Genomic DNA, 11745 nt, shown 5'->3' on the forward strand with positions numbered 1-11745 from the left:
GACGTCGTCCTGGAGATGGACAAGAAGCCGGGGATGTTCAGCGAGGGCAGTGACTCGTTCCGGTCCTTCAAGGTGGGGCTGAACGACTTCCAGGGCACGGACTGGTCGGCGTACCTCAACGAGTGGCTGTCGCAGGTCGGCAGCAAGCGCAACTGGTTCTAGGGTTCTAGGCTCGGACGCACAGCAATCGACCAGGAGGTGCTCACGTGACCGAGCCGAAGAGGCCGCCGCTTCCCCATGACTTCCACCCGCCCGTGCCGTCGTTCACGGTCGTGAGTGAGGACGTCGAGCCGGGGACGGTCCTTAAGGACGCTCAGGTCCAGTCGGGCGGGAACACCTCGCCGCAGCTGCGGTGGGAGGGCTTTCCGCCCGAGACCAAGAGCTTCGCCGTGACGTGCTTCGACCCGGACGCCCCTACGGGCAGCGGGTTCTGGCACTGGACGGTCTTCGACATCCCGGCCTCGGTCACCGAGCTGCCGGCGGGTGCGGGCAGCGGCAAGTTCGAGGGGCTGCCCGAGGGCGCGGTGCAGGTGCGCAACGACTACGGGGCGAAGGAGTTCGGCGGTGCCGCGCCGCCGCCCGGCGACCCGGCGCACCGCTATGTGTTCACCGTGTACGCGGTGGACCAGGAGAAGCTGGGTCCTGACTCGGACGCCACGCCCGCGGTCGTCGGCTTCAATCTGCGGTTCCACACGCTCGCGCGTGCGCAGCTCATCGGTGAGTACGCCGCCCCCGACGAGGGCTGAGGGTCCGGCTCGGTCGTGCACCGAGCGTTCACCCGTTGTTTGCCCGTCTCTGGTCATGGAAGTGATCAGGGACGGGCATTTTTTATTGCGTTGTCCATCTCGGCGTGCCCGGCCAGAGTTGATCCCAGTCCGCCAGGGGGTGGGCCGGTGCATACGGGAGGTGGGCAGGTTGATGCGGGACACGCTGGTGCTGAACGCGAGCTTCGAGCCGCTCTCGACGGTGACGCTCAACCGAGCCGTCGTTCTGGTGCTCCAGGACAAGGCGGTGGTGGAGCAGGCCCATCCCGGACTCCGTGTGCGCGCCGCGGCGGTCGAGATCCCGGTGCCACGGGTGATCAGGCTCTGCAGATATGTCCGGGTGCCGTTCCGAAGACAGGCCCCGTGGTCGAGGCGGGGAGTCCTGGTCCGGGACCAGCACCGGTGCGCGTACTGCGGCAGGCGTGCGACGACGGTGGACCACGTGGTGCCGCGGTCGCAGGGCGGTGCCGACTCCTGGCTCAACACGGTGGCTTCGTGTGCGCCGGACAATCACCGCAAGGCGAACCGGACGCCCGAGGAGGCCGGGATGCCGTTGCTGCGGCAGCCGTTCGAGCCGACGCCGGCGGACGCGATGCTCCTGTCGTTGGGCCGGAATGAACTGGCCTCGCTGCCGGGCTGGTTGGGGCAGCCCGCGCCCGCCCCCGCGGCGTAGGCGCTTCGTACCGCTCCTCGCTCCTTGCGCCCCGCTCCCCGCGCCCCTTGCTCGGGGCGCGGGGTTTCTCGTGTCGGCGTTTCCCGCATCGGCGGAGTTTCCCGCGTCAGTCGATCGGCGGCTGTTCGCGGCGCTCCTTGGCCTGGGCGGGGACCGAACCGCCGCCCATGGGGCCGAAGTTGCCGAGCGCGCCGCCGAGGCCCTTGAGGGCGTCGCCGATCTCGCTGGGCACGATCCAGAGCTTGTTCGCGTCGCCCTCGGCGATCTTCGGGAGCATCTGGAGGTACTGGTAGGAGAGGAGCTTCTGGTCCGGGTCGCCGGCGTGGATGGACTCGAAGACCGTACGGATCGCCTGGGCCTCGCCCTCGGCGCGCAGGGCGGCGGCCTTGGCCTCACCTTCGGCGCGCAGGATCGCGGACTGCTTCTCGCCCTCGGCGCGCAGGATCTCCGACTGGCGGACACCTTCGGCCTGGAGGATCGCGGCGCGCTTGTCGCGGTCGGCGCGCATCTGCTTCTCCATCGAGTCCTGGATGGAGGTCGGCGGCTCGATCGCCTTCAGCTCCACGCGGTTGACGCGGATGCCCCACTTGCCGGTGGCCTCGTCGAGGACGCCGCGCAGGGCCGCGTTGATCTCCTCGCGGGAGGTCAGGGTCCGCTCCAGGTCCATGCCACCGATGATGTTGCGCAGGGTGGTGACGGTGAGCTGCTCGATCGCCTGGATGTAGCTGGCGACTTCGTAGGTCGCGGCCCTCGCGTCGGTGACCTGGTAGTAGATGACCGTGTCGATGTTGACCACCAGGTTGTCCTGGGTGATCACCGGCTGGGGCGGGAAGGGGACGACCTGTTCGCGGAGGTCGATGCGGTTGCGGATCGAGTCGATGAACGGGACGACGATGTTCAGTCCGGCGTTCAACGTCCGCGTGTAGCGGCCGAAGCGCTCGACGATGGCGGCGCTGGCCTGTGGGATGACCTGGATGGTCTTGATCAGGGCGATGAAGACCAGCACCACCAGAATGATCAGGACGATGATGATGGGTTGCATCGTGACTCCCCGTACCCTTCATGCCTCGGCGATTGTCCGTGGGATCTCAAGCCTGCGGAACTGCGCGGACCCGCGATCTCAAAGATCTTGCTGGTCGAGTCTGTCAGACCGCCGCACGGCCCGTGGCGCATTCACATGACGATGGCCGTCGCTCCGTCGATCTCCACGACATCCACCTGTTGGCCTGTCTCGTAGGCGAGGTCGCCGTCGAGCGAACGCGCCGACCAGATCTCCCCGGCGAGCTTGATGCGGCCGCCGGAGCCGTCGACGCGTTCGACGACGACGGCCGACTTGCCCTTCAACGCCTCTACTCCGGTGGTCAGTTCGGGCCGTTGCGCTCGGTGCCGGGCCGCGATGGGGCGTACGACGGCGATGAGCGCGACCGAGACCAGGGCGAAGACCACGACCTGGAGGACGGTGCCCGCGCCGAGGGCGGCGGCCACGGAGGCCGCGACGGCCCCCACGGCGAGCATGCCCAGCTCCGGCATGGCGGTCAGTACGAGCGGGATTCCGAGTGCGGCGGCTCCGATGAGCCACCACACCCATGCGTCGATGTCCACGGGGGCCATGGTAGGACCGCGCGTCCCTTTCGGGACAGGGCGCGATCAGGCGGGGTGGGGGCACGCCCCTCAGGAGACCTCGGTCGACCTGCGGGAGGCCCCAAGAGACCTCAGGACAGCGGCAGGCCCGTGGCGGTCCAGCGGTCGCCCCGCTGTTCGACGACGAGCGGGAGGCCGAAGCAGAGGGAGAGGTTGCGGGAGGTGAGTTCGAGCTCCAGCGGGCCCGCGGCGAGGACCTTGCCCTGACGGATCATCAGGACGTGCGTGAAGCCGGGGGCGATCTCCTCGACGTGGTGCGTAACCATGATCATCGAAGGGGCGATGGGGTCGCGGGCGAGGCGGCCGAGGCGGCGTACGAGGTCTTCGCGGCCGCCGAGGTCGAGGCCCGCGGCGGGCTCGTCGAGGAGCAGCAGTTCGGGGTCGGTCATCAGGGCGCGGGCGATCAGGGTGCGCTTGCGCTCGCCCTCGGAGAGGGTGCCGAACCTGCGGTCGAGGTAGTCGCTCATGCCGAGGCGGTCGAGGAAGGCGCGGGCGCGCTGCTCGTCGACGTCCTCGTAGTTCTCGCGCCAGCCGGCGGTCATGCCGTACGCGGCGGTGAGGACCGTCTGGAGGACGGTCTGGCGCTTGGGGAGCTTGTCCGCCATGGCCATGCCGGCGACGCCGATGCGGGGGCGGAGATCGAAGACGTCGGTGCCGGGCTTGCCGAGGGTCTCGCCGAGGATGGTGGCGGAGCCGGTGCTCGGGAAGAGGTAGCTGGACGCGATGTTGAGGAGGGTGGTCTTGCCGGCGCCGTTCGGGCCGAGGATGACCCAGCGCTCCCCTTCCTTGACCGACCAGGAGACCTGGTCCACCAGAGCCCGGCCCTCGCGGACCACAGATACGTCCTCAAGCTCCAGTACATCGCTCATGAGCGCGCTGTCTCCCATTGCAGTCTCGGTCGTCGCTCGCGCCGGTGGACGCGGCCCCCGGATAAAACCTACGCCACCGGTCGGACGTTCCTGTCGCGAGGCCGGTCCTTAGGGTGTGTGCATGCTCTCGGAACCACGTTCAGGACGGTTGGCCGCATGGGGAAACGCCCTTTTGGCCGGTTTTGTATCTCCGGATGACGCTGTGCTCGCGATGGTCGGTGACGACGCGGTGCACCGGGTCGAAGGGCTTCCCGGGGAGTCGGGGCCCGTCGGTCTGACGCTCGCGATGGGCCGACTGCGGACGCTCGGGGTGACGGGCCTGCGGGTGGCGCTGCCCGCGCCGGGGCATCCGCTCGGGCTGAGCGGGCCGCCCGAGTTCAACGCGCGCGCCCTGGAGGCGGAGGAGGCCGTCGTCGGGTTCGGCGCCCCGTACGGGCTCGTGCCCGAGGTGTACGAGGCGGGGCCCGAGGGCGATGTGCATGTGGAGGTCCTCTGGCACTGCCTGCCGGTACGTGAGGCGCCGCCGGCCGATGTGCCCTCGCTCGGCGAGGCGGAGCGTGAGCTGGCGGAGGCGCTGCGGGACGCGACGCGGGTCCTGTCGCGGCTCGACGTCGCGGGGTCGGGGCCGGTCGCGGAGGCCGCGCTCGACGCGTACCGGGCACGGGCGGAGGCCGGGCGGGAGGTGCTCGCTCCCGGTTATCCGCCGCGTGCGGTACGGGTGTTGGAGCTGGCGCAGCGGGTCGGCCTGCTGATCTCGCTGGCGTACGAGAACGGCCATGGCGGGGCCGTGAGCGCCTCGGAGATGGCCGCGCGGGGGCAGGCGCTGCGGCCGGTCGAGCGGACGGCCAGGCGGGCGCAGGTGGCTGCCTACAACGCGTACGTGGAGGAGCGCGAGCGGGGTTGAGGGGCGCCGGGGGCGGCATCGGGGCGGGCTGGTGGTGCTGGCGGGCCTGGTCGGAGCGTGGGCGGTTGCCGGGAGGAGGCGGGAGCCCGTGGCCCGGGGGCGGCCCATCCGGTGGCTGTGGCCGCGCGGGGGCCGTGTGCGGACGCATGGGAAGGCCCCGCGGGTCAGGGGTTCCGCGGGGCCTTCGGTGGCCGGGGGCCTTCGGTGGTCCGGGGGGTGCCTCAGTGGTTGGCCGAGGCGTCGCCGAAGGTGGGGTTGAGCGCGCCGACCACATTGGCGCTGTTGCCCGTGGCGTTGACCGGGACCTGAGCCGGGACGTGGGCGAGGTTGCCGGAGCCGACGCCCGGGGAGTTCCCGGCCACGCCGTTCGCCTCGGCGCTCGCGGCGGCGGAGGCCACTCCGGCGGAGGCACCCGCGGCGAGTCCGGCGGTCACGACGGCCAGGGCGGCCTTCTTGGCGATGCTGGTCATGGGACGTACTCCTCCTGCTGGCGTGGACGGCCCTGTCGGCGGGGCCGAAGGGTGCGTGGGCGCGCGGTCAGCGGTTCTCGCAGACGTTCCCGAACGTGGGGTTCAGGGCGCCGATGACCGTGACGGAGTTTCCGCAGTCGTTCACCGGGACGTGGACCGGTACCTGGACGAGGTTGCCGGAGACGACGCCCGGGGAGTTGCCGGCCACGCCGTGGGCGTGGGCGCCACCGTGCGCGGAGGCCATGCCGGCACCGGCCGTGACCAGGCCGCCGGCCATCATCGTGACGGCGGCGGCTTTCTTCAGGTTCTTCACTTCGGGGTCCTCCTGAACGAAGCTGCGGCCGGGCGCCGCAGCACGCACTGGAGAACGGCCGGGCACCCCGGGGGTTGCGCCGAACGGGGGACATCTACACGACGGTATGAATCTCAGCCCGGAACCAGCCAGGAACGTGACGGTCCGGGATGACTCCGACCCGCTGCCCCTCACTCGGCGAGCTGCGCGATCAACTGATCGGCCGGGCGGCCCGTCAGCCGGCCACACCGTGCCGTACGGCCCAGAGCGCTGCCTGGGTGCGGTCGGCCAGGTCCAGTTTCATCAGGATGTTCGAGACGTGTGTCTTCACGGTCTTTTCGGAGAGGACGAGGGCGCGGGCGATCTCGCGGTTCGAGCGGCCGTCGGCGATCAGTCCGAGGACCTCCCGCTCGCGCTCCGTCAGCGAACCGCCCCTGCCCTGGCTGCCGTTGGCCTCCTCCTGGGAGAGCAGGGCGCCCGCCACCTCGGGCTGGAGCAGGACGTGGCCCGCGTGCACGGAGCGGATGGCGCCGGCGAGGGCGTCGGGATCGACGTCCTTGTACACGTACCCCGCGGCGCCCGCGCGCAGGGCCGGGACCACTGTGCGCTGCTCGGTGAAGCTGGTGACGATGAGCACGCGCGCGGGGTTGGCCAGTTCGCGGAGCTTGCGCAGGGCCTCGACGCCGTCCATGCCGGGCATCTTGACGTCCATCAGGACGACGTCAGGCTTCAGCTCCTCCGTCCGCGCGACCCCTTCCGCACCGTCGGAGGCCTCGCCGACGACCTCGATGTCGTCCTGGATCTCCAGGAACGTCCGCAGACCGCGGCGCACCACCTGGTGGTCGTCGACCAGCAGGACCCGGATCATCCCGTTCTTCGCCTTGCGCACCGCGTCAGCCACCGGGGACCTCCATCTCGATCGTCGTGCCCTTGCCGGGCGCCGATTCCACGGTCAGCCGTCCGCCGACCCCGCTCGCCCGGTCCCGCATGGAGACCAGGCCCAGGTGGCGCCCCGCGCGCCGTATCGCCTTCGGGTCGAAGCCCGTGCCGTTGTCGGCAACGCGCAGGACGGCGCCGGCGCCCCGCTTGTCGAGGAGCACCTCGACCCGTCCGGCGCCGGAGTGCCGCAGGGCGTTGTGCAGGGCTTCCTGGGCGACCCGGAGCATGGCTTCCTCCTGGGAGGCCGGCAGTGCCCGTACGCCGTTGCTCTCGAAGGTGACGTCGGCGGAGTGCGCGCGGTGCAGCACCTGGATGTGCGTACGCAAGGTGGCGACCAGGCCGTCCTCGTCCAGGGCAGCGGGGCGCAGCTCGACGACCGCGGCGCGCAGTTCGTCGGCGGCCTCAGCGGCGAGTGCGGCGACCTGTTGCAGCTCGCCCTTGGCGCGGGAGGGGTCGCGGTCCACCAGGGCGGCGGCCGCCTGCGCGGTGAGGCGCAGCGAGAAGAGCTTCTGGCTGACGGCGTCGTGCAGCTCGTGGGCCAGGCGGGAGCGCTCCTCGGCGATGGTCAGCTCGCGGCTGCGCTCGTACAGCCGGGCGTTGGTGAGGGCGATCGCGGCGTGCTGGGCGAGGATGGAGAGCAGTTCCTCGTCGTCCGCGGTGAAGCCGCAGCCGCCCTGGGGCTTGGGGCAGCGCTTGTTGGCGAGGAAGAGCGCGCCGAGCGTCTCGTCGCCGTAGCGGATGGGGAGGCCGAGGAAGTCGGACATGTCGGGGTGGGCGGAGGGCCAGCCCTCGAAGCGGGGGTCCTCCCGGACGTCCGCCAGGCGCTCGGGCTCGGCCTTCTGGAGCATCGCGGCGAGGATGCCGTGCTGTCTGGGGAGCGGGCCGATGGCCTTCCACTGCTCCTCGCTCACGCCGTCGACGACGAACTGCGCGAAGCCGCCGTGGTCGTCGGGGACCCCCAGCGCGGCGTACTCGGCGTCGAGCAGGTCGCGGGCGGAGGCGACGATCGTCTTGAGGACGTCGCGCACCTCCAGATGCCTGCTCATGGCGAGCAGCGCGGCACTCACCGCGTTCAGGCCGGATCGGGGTCCTTGACTCATGGCCTCACCGTACCGGCGGGGTGTGACAGTGCGTATCCGACCTGTGGCGGCCCCCGCCTAGGCCGCGGGCCCTAGGTCCGAGGAGGGGCAGGTGTGCGGCCCGCGCGCGTGGGGCAGGCGGTGAGCCGTCAGGAGTTTCGGAAGTCTCACTGAGCGCATTGCTCCGGCAACTACTGGTGAGACTGTTACGTGCCTGATGTGAGCCCGCGCATAGGACACGCGTCACGTACGAGGTCTCCTAGTGGATGAGGGTTCCCTTTGCGTACGCGGGATGCGGGCCGTTATCGGGTGTCCGCCCACCCCCTGATCCACTACCCGGGATCGTACGTCACTGCTTTGCCACAGATTTTTGCGGCCGCTAAGAATTGCTCTCGTCGCTCGGCGCCGCGGTTCTCGGACCGCGGCGTTTGTGTCGGGTAAGCAACTGTCCCCCACCGGCCCAGGGCGACCTCCGCTACTTGAAGAGGTCCCTTTCGCATGTCCCAGTACACCGCTCCTGGTCATAGTCGCAACAACCTGACCAAGACCCAGAAGTTCTCGATCGCCGGGGTCGCCACGCTCGGCGCCGCCGCCCTCGCCTTCTCGCTCGTACCGGGCAGCCCCGAGGCCGACGCGCAGGCCGCCGACGTCTCCCCCGTCGCCTTCGCCACGTCCTCCCAGGCGCAGCAGGCGGTGCACGCCGGTGTCTCCAAGCAGCAGACGAACGCCGACAAGCAGGCGAAGGACGCCGCCGCCAAGGCCGCCGCCGACAAGAAGGCCGCCGACGAGGCCGCCGCGAAGAAGAAGGCCGAGGACGAGCGCAAGGCCAAGGAGGCCGCGAGCCGCGCCGCCGCCCGCAAGCCCGTCTACGCGAACAACCTCGACGGCTGGATTCGCCAGTCCCTGGACATCATGAAGGCCAAGGGCATCCCCGGTTCGTACGAGGGTCTGCACCGCAACATCCTGCGTGAGTCCTCGGGCAACCCGAACGCCATCAACGGCTGGGACATCAACGCGATCAACGGCACCCCCTCGATCGGCCTGCTCCAGGTCATCAAGCCGACGTTCGACGCGTACCACGTCGAGGGCACCTCGACGAACATCTACGACCCGGTCGCCAACATCACGGCCGCGGCCAACTACGCCGCCGACCGGTACGGCTCGATGGACAACGTGAACGGCGCCTACTGACCTTGATCGCCTGATCACTGGACCTCTTCAGCCGAAGACTCGGTCCGCAGACGCCGAAGGGCGGCACCCCGTGCGGGGTGCCGCCCTTCTCGTACGTACAGGCCTGCTTACTTGCGCATGACCTCCGGCTCGTGCCGGCGCAGCAGGCGGGCGACCGCGAAGCCGCAGATGATGCCGAGCGCGAGCAGAACCGTGATGTTGATGCCCCACTGCCCGGCCGAGTGCTCCCACAGCGGGTCCAGGTCGGTCGGGTTCTTCGCGTCCCACGGCGGCATCAGGTGCGCGAGGTCGAGCGTCGAGCCCGCGCCCGCGATGGCCCAGCGCGACGGCATCAGCCAGGCGAACTGCTCCAGGCCGGGCGAGCCGTAGACCTGGAAGAGGACGCCGGTGAAGACGACCTGGACGATCGCGAACATGACCAGGAGCGGCATGGTCTTCTCGGCGGTCTTCACCAGCGAGGAGATGACCAGGCCGAACATCATCGAGGTGAAGCCGAGCGCGATGATCGTCAGGCAGATCTCCACGGCCGGGGGCATGATCAGGCCCTCTTCCGGCAGCTCGCGCGGGGCGAAGCCGATGGCGCAGATGATCACGCCCTGGAAGGCCGTGATGACGCCGAGGACGATGACCTTCGACATCAGGTACGCCGAGCGGGAGAGGCCGGTGGCGCGCTCCCGTTCGTAGATGACCCGTTCCTTGATCAGCTCACGTACGGAGTTGGCCGCGCCGGAGAAGCACATGCCGACCGCGAGGATCAGCATGATCGTTCCGGCGTCGCCGTTGAACTTGGACGGCGGCTTGGGCGGGGCGAGGCCGAAGTCGGCCGGGATGACGACGCTGACGATGCCGAGGACCGCCGGCAGGATCACCATCAGACCCAGGAAGCCCTTGTCGGAGGCGATCACCGAGGTGTAGCGGCGGATCAGGGTCCACAGCTGCGAGCCCCAGCCCTGCGGCTTGGGCGGCCTCACCGCCTGCGGGGGCGGCATCTGTACGGACTGGGCGGCGACGGCGTCGATGTCCGCGGCGTACATCTGGTAGTGCTGCGAGCCCTTCCAGCGGCCCGCCCAGTCGTAGTCGCGGTAGTTCTCGAAGGCGGAGAAGACGTCGGCCCAGGTGCTGTAGCCGAAGAAGTTCAGCGCTTCCTCCGGCGGGCCGAAGTACGCCACCGAGCCGCCGGGCGCCATCACCAGGAGCTTGTCGCAGATCGCCAGCTCGGCGACCGAGTGCGTGACGACGAGGACCGTGCGGCCGTCGTCGGCGAGGCCGCGCAGGAGCTGCATGACGTCGCGGTCCATGCCCGGGTCGAGGCCGGAGGTCGGCTCGTCCAGGAAGATCAGCGAGGGCTTGGTCAGCAGCTCCAGGGCGACCGACACGCGCTTGCGCTGGCCACCGGAGAGGGAGGTGACCTTCTTCTCCTTGTGGATGTCCAGCTTCAGCTCGCGCAGCACCTCGTCGATACGGGCCTCGCGCTCGGTCTCCGTGGTGTCGGCCGGGAAGCGGAGCTTGGCCGCGTACTTGAGGGCCTTCTTGACGGTCAGCTCCTTGTGCAGGATGTCGTCCTGCGGGACCAGACCGATGCGCTGGCGCAGCTCGGCGAACTGCTTGTAGAGGTTCCGGTTGTCGTAGAGGACGTCGCCCTGGTTGGCGGGCCGGTAGCCGGTGAGCGCCTTGAGCAGGGTGGACTTGCCGGAACCGGAGGGGCCGATGACCGCGATGAGCGACTTCTCCGGGACGCCGAAGGAGACGTCCTTGAGGATCTGCTTGCCGCCGTCGACCGTGACCGTGAGGTGGCGGGCCGAGAAGGAGACGTCACCGGTGTCGACGAACTCCTCGAGCTGCCCGCCGACCAGGCGGAACGTCGAGTGGCCGACGCTGACGATGTCGTTCGGGCCGATCAGGACCGTCGAGGACTTCGCGATCGGCTGGCCGTTGACGTACGTGCCGTTGTGCGACCCGAGGTCGTGGATCTCGAAGCGGCCGTCGGGCGTCGCCGTGAACTCGGCGTGGTGCCGCGAGACCTGGAGGTCCGAGACGACCAGTTCGTTCTCCAGGGCGCGGCCGATGCGCATCTTGCGACCGAGCGCCAGCTGGTGGAACGTCGTCGGGCTGCGATCGCCGTAGACCGGCGGGGCCCCCGCGGCGCCGCCGGAACCGGGGGTCTTCTGTACGTACTGCTCGGCGGGGCCGCCCTGCTGCTGCGGTACGTGGGGCTGCTGGGGCGGCTGGTGGTGCTGTTGGGCTTGCTGAGCCTGCTGGGCCTGCTGGTGGTGCTGGGCCTGCTGTTGGGCTTGCTGCTGGTGGTGCTGTGGCTGCTGCCAGTTCTGCTGTTGCGGCTGGTACGGGGCCTGCTGCTGGGGCGCGTGCTGCTGCGGCGCGGCCTGCTGCTGGGCGTGCTGCTGCGGCGCGGACATGGCCGCGGGCGCGCCGGCGGCGGCGCCGGAGAGGTTCAGCCGCGGGCCGTCGGTCGCGTTGCCGAGGTGTACGGCCGAACCGGGGCCGATCTCCATCTGATGGATGCGCTGGCCCTGCACAAACGTGCCGTTGGTACTGCCGTGGTCCTCAATGACCCAACTGCGCCCGCTCCAGCTGATCGTGGCGTGACGCCAGGACACCCTGGCGTCGTCGAGCGCGATATCTCCCTGCGGATCACGTCCGAGGGTGTATGGCCTGGACGCGTCAAGCGTCCAGGTCCTTCCATTCAATTCCAGTACGAGTTCCGGCACTCCATGCCCCACTGAGTTGTCCCCCGAGCTAGCCCCCGTCGATGGGGAGTCTAGGGATGTCGAACATCGGGAGGAACTATTTCAGGAGGAGGCCTCTGACCGAAAGTCGGGCCTTGTGAAGACTGGGTACGGGCCTGTGCGGTTGCCTCGCCGAGGAATCGTTTACGGAACCGTTGACGGAGAAGAAATCGCCCTGG

Annotated in this window: 13 protein-coding genes (1 of these 13 running past the window's edge); 5 read left to right on the forward strand and 8 right to left on the reverse strand. The window is 69.8% G+C overall.

Going from position 1 to position 11745, the window contains the following annotated elements; translation table 11 throughout:
* The 3 genes from J2N69_RS07300 to J2N69_RS07310 form a co-directional block, all read left to right on the forward strand.
* Positions 1-162: the final stretch of a sporulation protein gene (locus J2N69_RS07300; protein WP_230900001.1), read on the forward strand. 621 nt of this gene lie to the left of the window's left edge; 162 of the gene's 783 nt are visible here — the last part of the coding sequence; its start codon lies beyond the left edge, outside the window; it ends in the stop codon at positions 160-162.
* A gap of 44 nt (positions 163-206) precedes the next feature.
* Positions 207-746 carry a YbhB/YbcL family Raf kinase inhibitor-like protein gene (locus tag J2N69_RS07305; RefSeq protein ID WP_230900002.1) on the forward strand — a complete coding sequence of 180 codons (540 nt, stop codon included), beginning with the start codon at positions 207-209 and terminating at the stop codon, positions 744-746.
* Positions 747-918: 172 nt separating this feature from the next.
* Complete coding sequence (locus J2N69_RS07310) at positions 919-1437, forward strand: HNH endonuclease (RefSeq protein WP_230900003.1); 519 nt, start codon at positions 919-921, stop codon at positions 1435-1437.
* A 106-nt stretch (positions 1438-1543) separates the two neighbouring features.
* Here J2N69_RS07310 and J2N69_RS07315 read toward each other — a convergent pair whose 3' ends face one another.
* The 3 genes from J2N69_RS07315 to J2N69_RS07325 all read right to left on the reverse strand — a co-directional run bounded on the left by J2N69_RS07315 (position 1544) and on the right by J2N69_RS07325 (position 3947).
* Complete coding sequence (locus J2N69_RS07315) at positions 1544-2479, reverse strand: SPFH domain-containing protein (protein ID WP_127912969.1); 936 nt, start codon at positions 2477-2479, stop codon at positions 1544-1546.
* 131 nt (positions 2480-2610) lie between these two features.
* The gene (locus J2N69_RS07320) at positions 2611-3048 is read right to left on the reverse strand and encodes an NfeD family protein (RefSeq protein ID WP_230900004.1); all 438 of its coding nucleotides are present in this window, start codon (positions 3046-3048) and stop codon (positions 2611-2613) included.
* A 101-nt stretch (positions 3049-3149) separates the two neighbouring features.
* On the reverse strand, positions 3150-3947 hold the full coding sequence (locus J2N69_RS07325; RefSeq protein WP_127912971.1) for an ABC transporter ATP-binding protein: 798 nt from the start codon (positions 3945-3947) through the stop codon (positions 3150-3152).
* Between the two features lie 121 nt (positions 3948-4068).
* Here J2N69_RS07325 and J2N69_RS07330 point away from each other — a divergent pair, with 121 nt between their 5' ends.
* Positions 4069-4851 (forward strand): hypothetical protein, encoded by a 783-nt coding sequence (locus J2N69_RS07330; RefSeq protein ID WP_230900005.1) that lies wholly within the window; start codon positions 4069-4071, stop codon positions 4849-4851.
* Between the two features lie 221 nt (positions 4852-5072).
* On the opposite strand, the gene J2N69_RS07335 is transcribed toward J2N69_RS07330, so the two are convergent.
* From J2N69_RS07335 to J2N69_RS07350, 4 genes are all read right to left on the reverse strand, one after another.
* The gene (locus J2N69_RS07335; protein WP_230900006.1) at positions 5073-5321 is read right to left on the reverse strand and encodes a chaplin; all 249 of its coding nucleotides are present in this window, start codon (positions 5319-5321) and stop codon (positions 5073-5075) included.
* Positions 5322-5388: 67 nt separating this feature from the next.
* A complete protein-coding gene (locus J2N69_RS07340) occupies positions 5389-5634 on the reverse strand; it encodes a chaplin (protein WP_230900007.1) in 246 nt (81 codons plus the stop codon).
* A 214-nt stretch (positions 5635-5848) separates the two neighbouring features.
* Complete coding sequence (locus J2N69_RS07345) at positions 5849-6481, reverse strand: response regulator (protein WP_230904622.1); 633 nt, start codon at positions 6479-6481, stop codon at positions 5849-5851.
* A gap of 25 nt (positions 6482-6506) precedes the next feature.
* A complete protein-coding gene (locus J2N69_RS07350) occupies positions 6507-7652 on the reverse strand; it encodes a GAF domain-containing sensor histidine kinase (protein ID WP_230900008.1) in 1146 nt (381 codons plus the stop codon).
* A 477-nt stretch (positions 7653-8129) separates the two neighbouring features.
* Between J2N69_RS07350 and J2N69_RS07355 the strand changes: the two genes are divergently transcribed.
* A complete protein-coding gene (locus tag J2N69_RS07355) occupies positions 8130-8822 on the forward strand; it encodes a transglycosylase SLT domain-containing protein (RefSeq protein ID WP_230900009.1) in 693 nt (230 codons plus the stop codon).
* A 107-nt stretch (positions 8823-8929) separates the two neighbouring features.
* Here the strand turns inward: J2N69_RS07355 and J2N69_RS07360 are convergent, their stop codons facing one another.
* Positions 8930-11548 carry an ABC transporter ATP-binding protein/permease gene (locus J2N69_RS07360; protein ID WP_230900010.1) on the reverse strand — a complete coding sequence of 873 codons (2619 nt, stop codon included), beginning with the start codon at positions 11546-11548 and terminating at the stop codon, positions 8930-8932.
* Between the last annotated feature and the right edge of the window lie 197 nt (positions 11549-11745).

This window comes from Streptomyces huasconensis, assembly GCF_021028635.1.
In the GTDB taxonomy this organism is placed as follows: domain Bacteria; phylum Actinomycetota; class Actinomycetes; order Streptomycetales; family Streptomycetaceae; genus Streptomyces; species Streptomyces huasconensis.

What these genes read in the sequence shown, in the direction of transcription:
- J2N69_RS07310 (WP_230900003.1), top strand. Translation starts at nt 919, where the DNA reads ATGCGGGACACGCTGGTGCTGAACGCGAGCTTCGAGCCGCTCTCGACG.
- J2N69_RS07315 (WP_127912969.1), bottom strand. Translation starts at nt 2,479, where the DNA reads ATGCAACCCATCATCATCGTCCTGATCATTCTGGTGGTGCTGGTCTTC.
- J2N69_RS07320 (WP_230900004.1), bottom strand. Translation starts at nt 3,048, where the DNA reads ATGGCCCCCGTGGACATCGACGCATGGGTGTGGTGGCTCATCGGAGCC.
- J2N69_RS07325 (WP_127912971.1), bottom strand. Translation starts at nt 3,947, where the DNA reads ATGAGCGATGTACTGGAGCTTGAGGACGTATCTGTGGTCCGCGAGGGC.
- J2N69_RS07330 (WP_230900005.1), top strand. Translation starts at nt 4,069, where the DNA reads ATGCTCTCGGAACCACGTTCAGGACGGTTGGCCGCATGGGGAAACGCC.
- J2N69_RS07335 (WP_230900006.1), bottom strand. Translation starts at nt 5,321, where the DNA reads ATGACCAGCATCGCCAAGAAGGCCGCCCTGGCCGTCGTGACCGCCGGA.
- J2N69_RS07345 (WP_230904622.1), bottom strand. Translation starts at nt 6,481, where the DNA reads ATGATCCGGGTCCTGCTGGTCGACGACCACCAGGTGGTGCGCCGCGGT.
- J2N69_RS07350 (WP_230900008.1), bottom strand. Translation starts at nt 7,652, where the DNA reads ATGAGTCAAGGACCCCGATCCGGCCTGAACGCGGTGAGTGCCGCGCTG.
- J2N69_RS07355 (WP_230900009.1), top strand. Translation starts at nt 8,130, where the DNA reads ATGTCCCAGTACACCGCTCCTGGTCATAGTCGCAACAACCTGACCAAG.